At 63.9% G+C, this 14779-nt stretch carries 15 protein-coding genes; 10 read left to right on the top strand and 5 right to left on the bottom strand.

Annotated features, from left to right (window positions below):
- Nucleotides 1-45: 45 nt before the first annotated feature.
- Both KYT87_RS24665 and KYT87_RS24660 read right to left on the bottom strand, forming a co-directional pair.
- Complete coding sequence (locus KYT87_RS24665) at nucleotides 46-945, bottom strand: helix-turn-helix domain-containing protein (protein WP_219991084.1); 900 nt, start codon at nucleotides 943-945, stop codon at nucleotides 46-48.
- A gap of 113 nt (nucleotides 946-1058) precedes the next feature.
- Entirely contained in the window at nucleotides 1059-1460 is a 402-nt protein-coding gene (locus tag KYT87_RS24660; protein WP_046803819.1) for a RidA family protein, read from the bottom strand.
- A gap of 142 nt (nucleotides 1461-1602) precedes the next feature.
- On the opposite strand from KYT87_RS24660, the gene KYT87_RS24655 reads away from it, so the two are divergent.
- Nucleotides 1603-2634 (top strand): LysR family transcriptional regulator, encoded by a 1032-nt coding sequence (locus KYT87_RS24655; RefSeq protein WP_219991083.1) that lies wholly within the window; start codon nucleotides 1603-1605, stop codon nucleotides 2632-2634.
- A 49-nt stretch (nucleotides 2635-2683) separates the two neighbouring features.
- On the opposite strand, the gene KYT87_RS24650 is transcribed toward KYT87_RS24655, so the two are convergent.
- Together KYT87_RS24650 and KYT87_RS24645 are read right to left on the bottom strand one after the other, a co-directional pair.
- The gene (locus KYT87_RS24650) at nucleotides 2684-3865 is read right to left on the bottom strand and encodes an MFS transporter (RefSeq protein ID WP_219991082.1); all 1182 of its coding nucleotides are present in this window, start codon (nucleotides 3863-3865) and stop codon (nucleotides 2684-2686) included.
- A 250-nt stretch (nucleotides 3866-4115) separates the two neighbouring features.
- Nucleotides 4116-4673, bottom strand: a complete 558-nt coding sequence (locus KYT87_RS24645) for a MarR family winged helix-turn-helix transcriptional regulator (protein WP_120156930.1) — start codon at nucleotides 4671-4673, stop codon at nucleotides 4116-4118.
- A 251-nt stretch (nucleotides 4674-4924) separates the two neighbouring features.
- On the opposite strand from KYT87_RS24645, the gene KYT87_RS24640 reads away from it, so the two are divergent.
- The 7 genes from KYT87_RS24640 (at nucleotide 4925) to KYT87_RS24610 (ending at nucleotide 11471) form a co-directional block, all read left to right on the top strand.
- Complete coding sequence (locus KYT87_RS24640) at nucleotides 4925-5848, top strand: tRNA U-34 5-methylaminomethyl-2-thiouridine biosynthesis protein (protein WP_104142062.1); 924 nt, start codon at nucleotides 4925-4927, stop codon at nucleotides 5846-5848.
- Between the two features lie 33 nt (nucleotides 5849-5881).
- Nucleotides 5882-6694, top strand: coding sequence for a tRNA U-34 5-methylaminomethyl-2-thiouridine biosynthesis protein (locus tag KYT87_RS24635; protein WP_219991081.1), 813 nt, complete (start codon nucleotides 5882-5884; stop codon nucleotides 6692-6694).
- Between the two features lie 51 nt (nucleotides 6695-6745).
- The gene (locus tag KYT87_RS24630; RefSeq protein ID WP_255593511.1) at nucleotides 6746-8224 is read left to right on the top strand and encodes a 2-hydroxymuconic semialdehyde dehydrogenase; all 1479 of its coding nucleotides are present in this window, start codon (nucleotides 6746-6748) and stop codon (nucleotides 8222-8224) included.
- A 7-nt stretch (nucleotides 8225-8231) separates the two neighbouring features.
- Nucleotides 8232-8669: a RidA family protein gene (locus KYT87_RS24625; RefSeq protein ID WP_120156926.1), complete on the top strand. Its 438-nt coding sequence runs from the start codon at nucleotides 8232-8234 to the stop codon at nucleotides 8667-8669.
- Between the two features lie 14 nt (nucleotides 8670-8683).
- On the top strand, nucleotides 8684-9547 hold the full coding sequence (locus tag KYT87_RS24620) for an alpha/beta hydrolase (RefSeq protein ID WP_046803825.1): 864 nt from the start codon (nucleotides 8684-8686) through the stop codon (nucleotides 9545-9547).
- 68 nt (nucleotides 9548-9615) lie between these two features.
- Complete coding sequence (locus tag KYT87_RS24615; RefSeq protein ID WP_219991080.1) at nucleotides 9616-10476, top strand: alpha/beta hydrolase; 861 nt, start codon at nucleotides 9616-9618, stop codon at nucleotides 10474-10476.
- Nucleotides 10477-10505: 29 nt separating this feature from the next.
- Nucleotides 10506-11471 carry a tripartite tricarboxylate transporter substrate binding protein gene (locus KYT87_RS24610; protein ID WP_219991079.1) on the top strand — a complete coding sequence of 322 codons (966 nt, stop codon included), beginning with the start codon at nucleotides 10506-10508 and terminating at the stop codon, nucleotides 11469-11471.
- A 51-nt stretch (nucleotides 11472-11522) separates the two neighbouring features.
- Here the strand turns inward: KYT87_RS24610 and KYT87_RS24605 are convergent, their stop codons facing one another.
- Nucleotides 11523-12341, bottom strand: coding sequence for a class I SAM-dependent methyltransferase (locus tag KYT87_RS24605; protein ID WP_219991078.1), 819 nt, complete (start codon nucleotides 12339-12341; stop codon nucleotides 11523-11525).
- A 306-nt stretch (nucleotides 12342-12647) separates the two neighbouring features.
- Here KYT87_RS24605 and KYT87_RS24600 point away from each other — a divergent pair, with 306 nt between their 5' ends.
- Nucleotides 12648-13349, top strand: a complete 702-nt coding sequence (locus KYT87_RS24600; RefSeq protein WP_046803828.1) for a response regulator — start codon at nucleotides 12648-12650, stop codon at nucleotides 13347-13349.
- A complete protein-coding gene (locus tag KYT87_RS24595; protein ID WP_219991077.1) occupies nucleotides 13342-14649 on the top strand; it encodes an ATP-binding protein in 1308 nt (435 codons plus the stop codon). Before KYT87_RS24600 ends, KYT87_RS24595 begins: the two co-directional genes overlap by 8 nt.
- The last annotated feature ends 130 nt before the right edge of the window (nucleotides 14650-14779 follow it).

The following is a 14779-nucleotide window of genomic DNA, read 5'->3' as shown; positions in this document are numbered from 1 at the left end:
TCAGAGCTTGTATTGCACTTTTTCGCGCCTCTGCCCGCGCGGCCGTCAGCCGATGGGGCGGTCGTACTTCTTGCGGAAATCGCCCGCGGTGCTGCCGGTGTGTTTCTTGAAGAAGCGGGCGAAGTACGAGGGGTCTTCGAAGTTCAGCTGAAACGCAATTTCGGCGATGCCAAGGCCCGTATTGCTAAGCAGGCGCTTGGCCTCAAGCGCAACGCGCTCTTGCACCAGCTGGCTGGCGGTGCGCCCCACGCTGCGCTTGACGGCATCGTTAAGCTGGCGTTCGCTGACGCACAGCGCGTCGGCGTACTGGCGGATGGCGTCGAAGTCCAGATAGTGTTCTTCGATCAGCATGGTGAACCGCTTGGCCAGCGAATAGCTGGGGCCGGCGGTGGTCTCGCGCTCGTCGGCCGGGTACAGGCGGCGCAGCTGCGTCAGCAGGATCAGCAGGTACGAACGCACCACGTCAAAGCGCCCGGTCTGGCGGTCGCGCGTTTCGCGTTCGATTTCATTGAGCAGCGGCAGCATGCCGTCGTGCTGTTCGCGCGACAGATAGATGGCCGGCGAGCCGCCCGCCAGGTGAAAAAAGGGAAACTTGGCGATGTCGTCCGCGCGCGGGAACATGTGGGCGAAGAAGTCCGTGCTGATATTCAACACGTAGCCGCGCGGCTTGACGGACGAGGTCCAGGCGTGGATCTGGCCGGGCGACAGGAAAAATACCGAGTGGTCGCGCACCTCGTGCTGCTCGAAGTCCAGCATGTGGGTGCCGCTGGCCTGGCTCATCCAGAGCAAGTGGTAGTAGTTGTGCCGGTGCAGGAAGCCGCGCGGGATATCGTCGCGGTCCTGCAGGCGCACAAGATCGAAATAGAACGAACCCTCGCCCGAGAAATCGGAGGTTTCAAAGGTGGGGAAGGGTTGCGCGTTGGGCGTTTGCGGGCCTGCGGACAAGCGGGAAGTCTCCTTGGCGGCGCGCGAGGCGGCTCGATTTTTTTGCCATGATATCGCCAAACGTGCCCAGCCGCGGTTGCCGTAAACCCGGTATTGCCCGCTCCGGGGTTGCCCTACGACCCTTCGGGCAGTTTCGCGATCACCTTGATCTCGAAGTCAAAGCCGCTTAACCACGTTACGCCCACGGCTGTCGCGGTGGGATACGGCGCCTGGCCCCAGTATTGCGGCACCACGTCGGTCCAGATCCGTTCGAAGTGCGATTGCGGGTCGACCATGAAGACGGTCACATCCACCACATCGTCGAACGTGCAGCCCGCCGCTTTGAGAATGGCGTTCAGGTTGTCAAACGCCAGCCGCACCTGCGCATCCAGCTCGGGCTCTGGCGTGCCGTCCGCACGGCTGCCCACCTGCCCGGATACGAAGAGAAAGCCATCGGACCGGATGGCAGGCGAATACCGGTGGCGCGCGTACAGCGCGTGGCGGTCAGGCGGAAAAACGGGGTCTCGCGTCGTCATAGAGAACTCCTTGAATCGGGCCGGCATGGCCCGTCGTTAGCGATGGGTTCACTGTAACGACGCGCCCACGGCCGATAAACGCGCAAGCTTGTCCATCACTGTTTGTAGAATCCAAACATTCTTCAACCGGCGGGGGCCGACGATGGACCGTTTCGATGCAATGCAGGCGTTTGCCCGCGTGGTGGAGGCCGGCAGCTTCACCAAGGCGGCCGAAACGCTGCACATCAGCAAGACCACCGTGACGCAACTGGTGCAGCAGCTTGAGGCGCGCCTGCGTGTGCGACTGTTCAACCGCACCACGCGACGGGTGAACGTGACCGCCGACGGCGCGGCCTATTACGAGCGCGTCATCAAGCTGCTGGCTGACATGGATGATGCCGAGACCAGCCTGTCGGTGGCCTCGGCCTTGCCCCGGGGGCGCTTGCGAGTCGACGTGCCCAGCCCGCTTGCCCGCATGGTGCTGATCCCCGCGCTGCCGTCGTTTCACGCGCAGTATCCCGACATTCAGTTGGACATGGGCGTCAGCGACCGCATCGTCGACGTCATCGCCGACAACGTGGACTGCGTGGTTCGGGGCGGCGAGCTGACCGACCTGTCGCTGACGGCGCGCCGCGTGGGCGATCTGCAGTTGGCGGTGTACGCCGCGCCCAGCTACCTGGAGCGCGCCGGCCACCCCACGCATCCGCACGACTTGGAAAACACGCATCACCGCGTGGTCGGTTACCTGTGGCAGCGGCTGGGCAAGGCGTTTCCCTACGCCATGCATCGCGGCGACGAGCATGTACGGGTGCATGGGCGCTATGTGTTGGCGGTGGATGACGGCAACGCGTACCTGGCGGCGGGGCTGGCGGGGATGGGGGTATTGTGGCTGCCCCAATACATGGCCGAGCCGCATGTGGCGACGGGCGAATTGACCCCGCTGTTTCCGGACTGGCGGCTGGACCCGATGCCGTTGACCATTGCATTTCCGCCCAACCGGCACGTCAGCACGAAGCTACGGGTGTTCATCGATTGGGTGGTGGCGCTGATGGGGCAGTACGCACCGGCGGCCGGCGCACCGGCGGCAGGGGCACAGGCGGCAGGGGCACAGGCGGCAACGAAGGCAACAGCGAAGGCGGCAACGAAGGCAGCGACGCGATCAGAGACGCAGAATAGGAACGATCCGCCGAATTGATCGCCCCGACATCACAAGCCTGTATCCCTGCTTAAGGGCGCGAACAAGCTCAACCCTGCGCGCGCCGAGGCAGCCAGCGCCAGAACACCCCGGCCGCCACCAGCCCCAGCGTGCCCACGCCGAACGATGCGCCGCCCAGCGATACCAAGGCGGTCAGCACCGACAGTGCCACCGGCCCGCCGCTGGCGCCCAGGTCCGCCATGAAGCGCCAGATGCCCAGGAACTGCGTGCGCGCGCCGGGCGGCGCGGCGTCGGCGCCCAGCGTCATCACAATGCCGGACCCGATGCCGTTGCCAAAGCCCAGCAGCGCCGACACCAGGATGAAGCTGGCCACGCCGCCGGTCAGCGGGATTGCCATCAGGCTCAACCCCATCAGCAACGTGCAGGGCAGCGCCACCCACAGGCGGCCGCGCTGGTCCATCACCTTGCCCGCCGGATAGAACACCGACATATCCACCGCGGCCACCAAGCCGTACACCAGCGACGTGGTGGCGGCATCCAGGCCCAGATGATCGGCCCATAGCGGGATCACCACCTGGCGCGACGCGCGCAGCGCGCTGATCAGCATCACGCCCACGCCCAACGTGGCATACACGCCGCGATGGTCGCGCGCCACCTCGCCGATGCGGGCACGGGGGCCGCCCTTGTGCGCGCTGCCCGAGGGTTCGATGTCGGGCGCCTTGATCGCGATAAGCCCCGCGCCCAGCATGGCGCAGATGGCAATCCAATAGGCGCCGTCCAGCCCCACGAAATGGATAAGCGCCGCGCCCGCGAAGGGGCCGATAAAGGTGCCGATCCGCGTGGTGCCGCCCAGCGTGGACAACGCCCGCGCGCGATAGGCCAGCGGCACGACTTCAATCATGTAGCTCTGGCGCGCCAGCTGAAACACCGACTGCGCGCAGCCCTGCATCAGCATGGCCACCGCCAGCACCCACAGGTGCGGGACGCCGATCACCAGCGCCAGGCCCATCACGCTCAACAGTGCCGCGCCCGCCATGGCCCGCTTTTCGCCGAAGCGTTCGGTGATCAGGGCGGACGGAATGTTGGACAGCAGCGAACCCACCCCGATCAACGCGGCGATCAGGCCGGCAGTGGCCACCGACGCGCCGTGGTCGCGCGCGGTCAGTGCGATAACGGGAAGGATGGCGCCGTTGCTGATGCCGTAGAGCAGCGACGGGCCGAACGCCGGAACGGCGATGCGCTTCAGATTGAACGAATCAGATTGCGACATGAAGGAACGGTGGGAACTTGGCCGTCTGCCGACCACCTTGCGCGCTGGCGCGGGGCTGGCCCGGCGACCATGGATGCGGGATTCCGAGAGTGTAGCGGCAGCCCTGCGCGGCTGCCTGTCAGGCGGCTGACAGTGGGGCTGAAAAGCGGACTGAAGAGCGGACTGAAAAGCGGGCTGAAAAGCCGGCCGACAATCGTGCTGACGGCCGGCAGACGCAGACGCGCGCCGGTCACGCCCAACGGCGCTCCGATCAATCGGGCTTTGACGCCTCTGTCTCGGTACCGGACTCGGCAATCATGCGCAGGCATTTGACGAACAGGCCACGGTATTCCTCGGGCAGCCGAGCCAGCAATTGGTCTTCCACCACCACATCGCGCGGCATCACCCTGCACAGCAGCTCCAAGCCGGCCGGCGCGACATACAGCTGGTAAGCGCGGGCATCCGTGGGTGACGGCCGGCGTTCTATCAGCCCGCCGCCATGCATGCGCCTGACCATTTCAGCGACGGTGTTGCGGTCCATGGCCAAGCGCTCCGCCAAGGAATTCTGGCTAAGGCCGGGCTCTTGGTAAAGCAGCACCAAGGCGGCCTTTTGCCGGGGCGTTACCCCTTCGCCCGCAAACGTCGCCGCGAAGATTTCCTCGGCCTTGAAGTGCGCGCGCCGCAGCAGATGCGACGGCACCTCTTCAAGGCGGAAATTTCGCAGCAGGGATTCGACTTGCGCTTCGGCGGCCGATAGCGAAACGCCCGCCGGCGCTGACGTGCGGGCGGACGTGAGTTGGGCTGTCTTGGAGGTAGGTGATCGGGCCATTGTGATGGAGTTTTCTACGGTCGTTGTCGCGATTAGGATGGGTCCCTGCGTAGTTACAATAACACGTACACGTACAAGATAAGCATGTCTCAAACACTCATCTGATCATTTTCAGGCAATGAATATAGGGTAATTACGCGTTTCTTGCCGTGTCGCTCCGCCCTACGATAGTACGCATACGTCTTATAAAGCCACCCCGCCGGATGCCGCGACCGAGGTGGGCTTCAACTGTCAAGGTAAGGAGCTTCACCATGAGCGAAGGTCAAATTCTTTCCGGCTTCCTGGCGCCCCATCCGCCTCATCTGGTCTATGGCGAAAACCCGCCCCAGAACGAGCCGCGCTCGGAAGGCGGCTGGGAGCCGCTGCGCTGGGCGTATGAGCACGCACGCGAAAGCATCGAACGCCTGAAGCCCGACGTGCTGCTGGTCCATTCCCCGCACTGGATCACGCAGGTCGGACACCACTTTCTTGGCGTGCCCAGACTGGCGGGACGATCCGTTGACCCCATCTTCCCCAACATCTTCCGCTACGACTTCGGCATGGACGTGGATGTCGAACTGGCCGAGGCCTGCTGTGCAGAAGCCGCCAACCTTGGGCTGGTCAGCAAGATGATGCGCAACCCGAAATTCCGTCCGGACTACGGCACGATCACCACGCTGCACATGGTGCGGCCGCAATGGGACATTCCCGTGGTGGGGATATCCGCCAACAACACGCCGTATTTCCTGAACACCAAGGAAGGGCAGGGCGAGATGGACTTGCTGGGCCGGGCCACGCGCGAGGCCATCCGCAAAACCGGACGCCGCGCCGTCCTGCTCGCCAGCAACACCTTGTCCCACTGGCATTTTCATGAAGAGCCGGAGCTGCCCGAAGACATGACCAAAGAGCACCCCGAACGCTATGACGGCTACAAGTGGGACGTGCGCATGATCAACCTGATGCGGCAAGGCCGCATGCAAGAGACCTTCCAGCTGTTGCCGCAGTTTATCGATGAAGCGTTCGCCGAAGTGAAGTCCGGCGCCTTCACCTGGATGCATGCCGCAATGGGTTATCCCGAGCTGGCCGGCAAGTTGCATGGCTACGGCACCGTCATCGGCACCGGCAACGCGGTGATCGAATGGAACCTTCACGACGCGGGCCTTTCACGCCTGGCGCCGGCTGCCCAGGCCGCCTGATTGCACCGTCTGCATAAGAAAAAGGGGAATGACATGAGCATCGTATCCGCGTTTCTTGTACCGGGCAGTCCGCTGCCGCAGTTGCGCCCCGACGTGGCGCCGTGGGGCCGCCTTCGAGACGCCTTGGCGCAAGCAGGCAAATCGCTGGCCGAATCCAAACCCGATTGCGTGCTGGTCTATTCGACGCAATGGTTCGCCGTGCTGGACCAGTTGTGGATCACCCGGGCACGCAGTACCGGCCTGCATGTCGATGAAAACTGGCACGAGTTCGGCGAGCAGGCGTTCGACATCTATTCGGATGCCGCCCTGGCGCACCGCTGCGTGCAGGCTTGCAATGACGCCGGCATCAAGACACGCGGCGTCGACTATGACCAGTTTCCGATAGACACGGGCACGATCACCGTGACCACGCTGATGAACTTCGGTACGGCCGCGCTTCCCGTCGTCATCGCCGCCAACAATCTTTATCACAGCCCCGAGCAGACCGAGCAGCTGGGCGCCATCGCCGCGTCCGCCTTGCAGGACAAGCGTGTGGCGGTGGTGGGAATCGGGGGCCTGTCCAACAGCATGTTCCGCGAAACCATCGACCTTCAGGAAGACCACATTCTTTCCGACGCCGATGACACGTGGAACCGGCGCCTGCTTGCCCTGATGGAAAGCGGCGACGTCCAAGCCCTGCGCGCAAGCCTGCCCGACTATGCCAAAGAAGCGCATCCGGACATGGGCCTCAAGCAGTTCCATTGGCTGCTGGGCGCGATGGGCGGAACTTTCAAGCAGGCAATCGTGCATGGGTATGCACCGCTATACGGCAGCGGCGGCGCTGTCGTGGAGTTCAAGCTCCAGTAGCGTGTTTCCGAAGGGCCGGCCAGGCCAGCCCTTATTTGCCAAGGAGCAGTCGTGTTCAAGCAGTACAGAAATTTCATTGATGGCCGGTTCCAAGACAGCCAGAAGCGGTTTGCCGGCATCAACCCGGCAACGGGCGTTCGCTTTGCCGAAGTGCACGAGGCCACGCAAGCGATGGTCGACGAGGCGGTCGCGGCGGGCCACCGGGCGGTACGCAGCTGGGGCGCCACGTCGGTTGCCGATCGTGCCGACATGCTCTACCGCATCGCCGACGAGATCGATCGCCGCGCGGACGACTTCCTGGACGCCGAAGTCAGCGATACGGGCAAGCCGGTGTCGCTGGCGTCCAAGCTTGATATCCCGCGTGGCGCGGCCAATTTCCGTATTTTTGCGGACATCCTGAAGACCGCCCCGCTGGAGACGTTTCGCACCGAACTGGCGGGCGGCGCCCACGCCATCAACTACGCCGTCAGAAAGCCGCTGGGCGTGGTGGGCATCATTTCGCCGTGGAACCTGCCGCTGCTTTTGTTCAGCTGGAAAGTCGCGCCGGCATTGGCGTGCGGCAATGCGGTAGTGGCCAAGCCCTCCGAAGAAACACCGGGCACCGCGACGCTGCTTGCCGAAGTGATGCAGTCGGTGGGCTTGCCCGACGGCGTGTTCAACCTGGTGCACGGCTTTGGCCCGAACTCGGCGGGGGAATTCATCACCCGGCATCCGGACATCAGCGCCATCACATTTACCGGTGAATCAAAAACCGGCACGGCCATCATGCACGCCGCCGCCGCCGGCGTGAAGCCGGTGTCGTTCGAGCTGGGCGGCAAGAACGCGGCCATCATCTTCGCCGACTGCGACTTCGAGAAAACCGTGGAAGGCATGGCGCGCGCGGCGTTCTTGAACAGCGGCCAGGTGTGCCTGTGCTCCGAGCGCATCTTCGTCGAGCGGCCCATCTACGACCGCTTCGTGGGCGCGCTTGCGGAACGCGCCCGGCGCATCAAGCTGGGCGATCCCACGGACGCGTCAACCGACATGGGGCCAGTGATTTCGGCCGCCCATCGCGACAAGGTGCTGAGCTACTACGCGCTGGCGCGGCAAGAGGGCGCGCAGTTCATCGTGGGCGGCGGCACGCCAAGCTTCGGCAATGCGCTGGACGGCGGCTTCTGGGTCGAGCCCACCTTGATCGCCGGCCTGGCCGATGACGCCAGATGCGTGTCGGAAGAAATATTCGGCCCCATCGGCCACGTCACGCCGTTTGATTCGGAAGCGGAAGTCATCCGGCGCGCCAACGCGACGCCGTATGGGTTGGCGGCCACCATCTGGACCAGCAACGTCAACAAGGCGCACCGCGTCGCGCAGTCCATGAATGTGGGCGTCGCCTGGGTCAACGCCTGGTTCCTGCGGGACCTGCGCACGCCCTTTGGCGGCAGCGGCCTGTCGGGCATCGGCCGCGAAGGCGGGCTGCATTCCTTGAACTTCTACTCCGAACTCACCAACGTTTGCATTCACGTGGATGCACCGGACGCCGTCAATGACTGAGAAACCCATGGCCCAAAGCAAGCTGTCATCCACCGTCGTCCAAGGGCGCGCGCAGCCACGCGGCAAGTTCCCGCACATCAAGCGTGCCGGAGACTTTCTCTTTGTATCGGGCACCAGTTCGCGCCGCCCCGACAACAGCTTTGCGGGCGCCGACGCCGACGCCATGGGCGTGCTGGACGCCGATATCCGCGCGCAGACGCGCGCCGTCATCGAGAACATCAAGGCGATTCTTGAAAGCGCGGGCGCCAGCCTGAAAGACTTGGTCGAAGTCTCTACGTACCTGGTCGATATGGGCGACTTCAAGGGCTACAACGAGGTCTACGCCGAGTACTTCGACTACGACGGCCCCGCCAGAACCACCGTCGCCGTGCACCAGCTGCCGCATCCGCTGCTGCGCATCGAAATCAAAGCCGTGGCGTACAAGCCGATGGATTCCAACGCATAGGCGCCGGGGGAAATATGCCGACCTTGTATCGCGATTTCAAGACGCAGGACGAGATAGACGCTCAGTACGACGTCGAGAAATCCGTTCCTGATTTCATGATCTATGCCAAGCACTACGTCGCGGAAAGCGAGCACGTACGACAGCGCCTGCCTGCGCACCTTGACGTCCCTTACGGGCCGACGCTTGACGAGACCGTGGACATTTTTCCGGCTGCGCAGGCCGGCGCCCCTGTGTTCGTCTTCATCCACGGCGGCGCATGGCGCATCCTGAGCAGCAAGGAGTTTTCGACGGTGGCCAGCGGCCTGAGTGCACGAGGTTTCACTACCGTCGTCGTCAACTACTCGCTTTGCCCCAAGGTCAGCATCGACGAGATAACGCGGCAATCACGCGCGGCGGTGGCTTGGGTGATCCGCAACATCGGACGTTTTGGCGGGGACCCCAAACGCGTCGTGCTGGGGGGGCATTCCGCCGGTGGCCATCTGACCGCGATGTGCCTGCAAACGGATTGGGAACACGAGTACGGGCTGCCTCGGGACCCGCTGGCGGGTGCGGTCATGGTCAGCGGCGTGTTCGAGATCGAGCCGTTTCGCTGGTCGTCGATTCAGCCGATGCTTCAGATCGACGATGGCGTCATACGCAGAAACTCGCCGCAGCATCGTGTGCGCGCCTGCGCCACGCCCGTTCTCATCTCGTGGGGTAGTGACGAACCATCGGAATTCGCCAGGCAGTCGCAGGATTTCGCGCGCGTGTGGACGCAGGCGGGAAACCAGGCACAGACCCTGATGCAGGACGGCAGAAATCACTTTGACGCAATCTACGGTTTCGAAGATCCCAACCATCCGTTAACGGAATGGATAGCAAATGTAGTGACACGCTGAACCGCAGCGGTTCGCGTCATCGAATATTCCTCCACGCAGTAGAAACACGCTAATCAACGCGGATCGCCATGAGCTTTACCAATCTTGCCCCACAGCCTCCGCTGTATCCCGCCGAAGCCGAGGACTACGCCCGCGCGGCGTTGGCGCTTTCGGCTGCGGCGGTACAGCGCTGCGAACGCATCGCCGACATTCAGTACGGCGACACTGCTGCGCACAAACTTGACGTGTACCCAAGCCGAAAACAAGCGGGGCAACCCAGCCCGGTCCTGGTCTTCGCCCATGGCGGCGCGTGGACGAATGGCTACAAGGAATGGGTGGCGTTGATGGCTCCTGCCTTGGTCGCCGCGGGCATTACGTTTGTCTCGATATCGTATCGACTCGCGCCAGGCTTCAAATGGCAGGCGCTATTGGACGACTGCCATGCCGCGCTGTCGTGGGTGGTTCGGAACATTCACGAGTATGGCGCAGACCCCGCTCGCATCGCGGTGGGAGGTCATTCCGCCGGTGGTCATCTGATGACGCTTGCCGCATTAAGCGCGCAAGGGCTGCACCGCCACGGCATTCCCGCGTCGTCGATCATTGCGTGCTTGCCCTTGTGTGCGCCGCTGGATATCCGGTATCCCGAACGCACGCCGGGCAGCGGCGAAGAGCGCACGCATCAGAACCTGCTGGACGACGTATCGGAAGCCGAATCGCCAAGCCCCGTGTGTCGGGTGAATCAGGACACGCCGCCGATGTTGCTGGCGTACGCCCGGGAGGACCTGCCTCGCATCATCAAGGGCAATAAAACGATGGAAGCCGAGCTGCGTCGGCTGGGTCGGCCCGTTGAAACCATGGTGTTAGCGGGAGATCATTTTGCGCCGGCGATCGCGGCAGGGCAGGCGGACTCGCCCTGGATGAAGCGCCTGATTCAAATCATGCAGGGATGAGCCCTGTTTAGGAAGACCCGGAGAATCCGATGAAAATTTCCCAATGCTTGGCGCTGTTGGCCCTTACCTTGTCGACGGCCGTGCAGGCGCAGTCCTGGCCGAACAAGCCCATCAAGCTCATCATTCCGTATGCTGCGGGGTCCGGCCCCGACGTGGCGACGCGTCCCGTCGCCGAACAGATCGGGCGAATACTGAAGCAGCCGGTGATCGTGGAAAACCTGGCCAGCGCGGGCGGCATCGTGGGCACCCGCACGGTGGCCAAGGCGGCACCGGACGGGTACACGTTCGGCTTTGGCAACAACATCACCTTGGCCGTCAATGCCAGCTTCTATCGCAGCCTGCCCTATGACCCGATCAAAGACTTCGCACCCGTCGGCTTGCTGTTCGACAACCCCTATATTCTTGTCGCCGGCAAGGACTTCAAGCCGAATTCAATTCAAGAGTTCATGGCCTATGTGAAGCAGAACCCCGGCAAGGTGAACTTCGCCTCGGGAACCGGGGTGGGCTCGGGCAGCCACCTGACCGGTGAAATGATGAAAGCGGTCGGCGCCCTGGATATCACGCACGTACCGTACAAAAGCGGGTCGATGGCGCTGTCCGACGTGGTCAGCGGCCGGGTCGACGTGATGTTCGATAACGTGAACGGTGTCCAGCAGTTCATCAACAACGGAACGTTGAAAGCGTTTGCCGTCACCAGCCCCAAGCGCCTGCCCACCATGCCCAACGTGCCGACGATGGCCGAATCCGGGTTTCCCAACTTTGAAGCGGTGGCCTGGGGCGGCATCGTGGCGCCCAAGGGCACGCCGCAGGCCATCATCGCTCGCATGAACGAGGCCATCGGCCAGGCGTTGAAGACGCCCGAAGTTGTGCAAGCCAACGCCGCGATGTCGCTGAACCCGATCAGCTCGACGCCGGAAGCATTTACGGCATTCATCGCGGCCGAAACCAAACGGTGGGCCGAGACGGTCAAGGTGTCGGGGGCCAGGGCAGAGTAGGGGTGCGAACGCGGGTGGCGAACGCGGGGAGCGAACGCGCCGGGGGACTGCCTATCGCGTCGCCACAACGACGTGCGCCTGGATCTTGCCCGTGATGCCAGCCGGGCCAAAGCGGTCTTCAACCGCCGAAGCGGCAACGTCCGTTGCCTTCTCCAGAATGCCGGCGTCGCGCGCTTCCAGTTCGGCACGCATCGGCGTGCCCTGGCAATAGGCGACGGCGACGCTGCGGGGTGACTCGCCGAGGCTTTGCATGGCCATCGTATCGAAGGTGATGGCCCCGGTAAACCCGCCCGCCGCCAGCGCGCCGCGGATCTGCGCCTGGTCGTAATAGCCGTGCGGCACTTTCACCATGAACCGGGGCGGGTCTGCCGGGAACAGCGTTGCCATTGCCTGCGTGACGCAGTCGGCGAATTCGTTGTCTTCTATGCGATCCCAGACGTTGAACAGGAATGTGCCACCTGGCCGCAGCACCCGGTACGCTTCGGAAAAAGCCCCCGCCTTGTCCGGAAAGAACATGGCGCCGAACTGGCATACCACCGCATCGAAAGCGCCATCGGCAAAGGGCAGCTTCATGGCATCGGCCTGGCGCCACGTGACGGGGCGGCTCGTGCCCAGGCTCATGGCATGTTCCAGCATCGGCTGGCTAAGATCGGTCGATACGATGGAGGTGCCGGCGGGCAGTTGGGCCGCCAGATGGCGTGTGACCGCCCCGGTGCCCGCGGCGATTTCCAGCACGGATGACGGGGCCAGGGCCGCGACTCGCCGCGTTATGTCCCGCGCATATCCGTCGAAAATCATCGGGACCAGATACCGCTCGTATAGCTGGGGAATGGGTCCGGCAAAGGCGCGTTCGCCACTGGACGTGTTCATGATGATCGACTCCACAATAGGTCGATAAGGCCGCCCGAAGTTGTGGGCGGCGCGGTTGCCGCTGTGTGCGACGGCGTCATGCCGCCCGCCTTGTAGTGATGGCTTTACGCGCATGCATGAACACCAACGATAGTACGCCTGAAAACCCCATTTCCGATGCGGCGTGGGCCACTTTCATGGCGTTGCCACCCTCAAGAAGGGGGCGCCGAGGCGCCGTTTTATTCGGTGTATGCTTGCCGGGCAAAAATGCCCGGTAGCCATTGCCATCCGGTCCGTTATCTTCCGATCTCCTCTTGTCCCGACACCATGATCAAGGCCTTGTTAGTTGAAGACGATCCGAAGCTCTCGCGCCTGATTGCGCAGTTTCTGGAGCAACACGGTTTCAAGGTCGCCCAGGCCTATCGCGGTGACCAGGCGGTAGAGGCGTTTCGGCGCCATGACCCGGCCATCACCATCCTGGACCTGATGCTGCCGGGCCGCGACGGCTTGCAGGTTTGCCGCGACCTGCGCGCGTTTTCTTCCGCGCCCATCCTGATGCTGACCGCGCGTGAAGACGATCTGGACCAGATTCTTGGGCTGGAGTCCGGCGCGGACGATTACGTCATCAAGCCCGTGGAGCCGCGCGTGCTGCTGGCCCGCATTCGCGCCTTGATGCGCCGCCGCAACCAGACGGACGCGCAGCCGGATCAACTGGCGTTCGGTCCGCTGTCGATTGACCGCCAGACGCGTTCGGTCGCCCTTGCCGGGGTGGAAGTCGATCTGACGACCATGGAATTCGAGATGCTGTGGGCATTGGCCAGCCAGGCCGGGCAGGTGCTGACGCGCGACGATCTGCTGAACGCGGTGCGCGGCATTGAATTCAATGGCCTGGACCGCAGTGTGGACGTGTGCGTCAGCAAACTGCGCCGCAAGCTGGACGATGACCCGCGCGACCCGGCACGTATCAAGACCGTCTGGGGCAAGGGCTACCTGTTTTCTCCGAAGGCGCACGAGCTCGGCGATGCTTAAGTTCGTTCTGCGCATCTTCGTGGTGCTGGCGATCGGTTTTGTGCTGTCGAACGAAGTGGTCGATCGGGTGGCCAATTACCTTTTCGAGCCCGAGACCGCGAACTACACGCGCGAAGCGGTGCGCGGGCAGCTGCACAGCCTGAAGCTGGAATTGGCCAATGTGCCGCCCGAGGCGCGCCGCGACTATGTGCGCGATACCCTGGCCCCGCATTACGGTCTGGCCTTGCGGGTGATGGACCCGGCCGACTACAACTCGCCCGACTTCGCGCTGACTGACGACGAGCGGCGCACCATCGAAGCGGGCGGCTTCTTTCTGCGTGACAAGCAGATGAGCTTCGTGTCCGCGCTGCCTGGGCCGGGCGCGCAGTGGTTGCTGGTCAAGATGCCGCCCGAGCCGCTTGTCGGCACCTGGGTGATCGTGGCCATCTACACCGCGCTGGGCTTGCTGCTGTGCGGCTTCATGCTGGTGTGGGCGCTGCCGATCTGGCGCGATCTGGAAGCGCTGAAGACCGCCGCGCACCGTATGGGGCAGGGCGATTTGCAGGCGCGCGCCCGCCTGTCGCGCTATTCCAGCATCCGTGGGCTGGGCGATACGTTCAACCAGATGTCGGATCGCATTGCCGCGCTGATCAGCAATCAGCGCGAACTGACCAACGCGGTGTCGCACGAACTGCGCACGCCCATTGCGCGGCTGTCGTTCGAGCTGGACATGATCGACCGCGAGGCGGACCCCCAGGCGCGCAAGCGCTTGGTCGAGGACATGAAAAGCGACGTGGCCGAGCTGGACAGCATGGCTTCGGAACTGCTGATGTATGCGCGCTTGCAGCACAAGAGTGCAGACGTACCGTTACAAGCGCAGGACGCGCGCGGCTGGCTGGATGCCGTGGTGCAGCATGCCGCGTTCGAGGCCGAGCTGCTGGGCGTGCATTGCGAGGTGACGCGGTGCGACTCGGATGACGTCCACCTGCACCCGCGCTACATGACGCGCGCCTTGCTCAACCTGCTGCAAAACGCGATCCGGCACGCGGGCGAACGGGTACAGGTGGGGCTGACCAGCCCGGCCCCGCAGCACTATGTGCTGACGGTGGACGACGACGGACCCGGCGTGCCGCCCGCCGACCGCGAACGAATCTTCGAACCGTTTATCCGGCTGGACGAAAGCCGGGCGCGCGACACGGGCGGCACGGGGCTGGGACTGGCCATCGTCAGCCGCGTGGCGCACTGGCACAACGGCATGGCCCAGGTGGCCGACAGCCCCCTGGGCGGCGCCCGCTTCGTGATCAGCTGGAACGCCGCCTGACCTGGCGCGGCCCGACCGAACGCTACCCGACCGAACGCGCCCCGACCGAACGCGCCCCGACCGAACGCGGCGCGACCGAGCGCGCCGCCGACGAGGTCGCGCGCGTCACGACAAAGATCTTCACAAACTC

Source organism: Achromobacter sp. ES-001, assembly GCF_019448355.1.
Taxonomy (GTDB): domain Bacteria; phylum Pseudomonadota; class Gammaproteobacteria; order Burkholderiales; family Burkholderiaceae_B; genus Achromobacter; species Achromobacter spanius_B.
This window is presented reverse-complemented; position numbering and strand designations above follow the sequence as displayed.

Coding starts and splice junctions, on each gene's coding strand:
- KYT87_RS24635 (WP_219991081.1), top strand. CDS start 5,882: ATGAGCATCGTATCCGCGTTTCTTGTACCGGGCAGTCCGCTGCCGCAG.
- KYT87_RS24620 (WP_046803825.1), top strand. CDS start 8,684: ATGCCGACCTTGTATCGCGATTTCAAGACGCAGGACGAGATAGACGCT.
- KYT87_RS24650 (WP_219991082.1), bottom strand. CDS start 3,865: ATGTCGCAATCTGATTCGTTCAATCTGAAGCGCATCGCCGTTCCGGCG.
- KYT87_RS24640 (WP_104142062.1), top strand. CDS start 4,925: ATGAGCGAAGGTCAAATTCTTTCCGGCTTCCTGGCGCCCCATCCGCCT.
- KYT87_RS24605 (WP_219991078.1), bottom strand. CDS start 12,341: ATGAACACGTCCAGTGGCGAACGCGCCTTTGCCGGACCCATTCCCCAG.
- KYT87_RS24645 (WP_120156930.1), bottom strand. CDS start 4,673: ATGGCCCGATCACCTACCTCCAAGACAGCCCAACTCACGTCCGCCCGC.
- KYT87_RS24625 (WP_120156926.1), top strand. CDS start 8,232: ATGGCCCAAAGCAAGCTGTCATCCACCGTCGTCCAAGGGCGCGCGCAG.
- KYT87_RS24595 (WP_219991077.1), top strand. CDS start 13,342: ATGCTTAAGTTCGTTCTGCGCATCTTCGTGGTGCTGGCGATCGGTTTT.
- KYT87_RS24655 (WP_219991083.1), top strand. CDS start 1,603: ATGGACCGTTTCGATGCAATGCAGGCGTTTGCCCGCGTGGTGGAGGCC.
- KYT87_RS24600 (WP_046803828.1), top strand. CDS start 12,648: ATGATCAAGGCCTTGTTAGTTGAAGACGATCCGAAGCTCTCGCGCCTG.
- KYT87_RS24610 (WP_219991079.1), top strand. CDS start 10,506: ATGAAAATTTCCCAATGCTTGGCGCTGTTGGCCCTTACCTTGTCGACG.
- KYT87_RS24660 (WP_046803819.1), bottom strand. CDS start 1,460: ATGACGACGCGAGACCCCGTTTTTCCGCCTGACCGCCACGCGCTGTAC.
- KYT87_RS24615 (WP_219991080.1), top strand. CDS start 9,616: ATGAGCTTTACCAATCTTGCCCCACAGCCTCCGCTGTATCCCGCCGAA.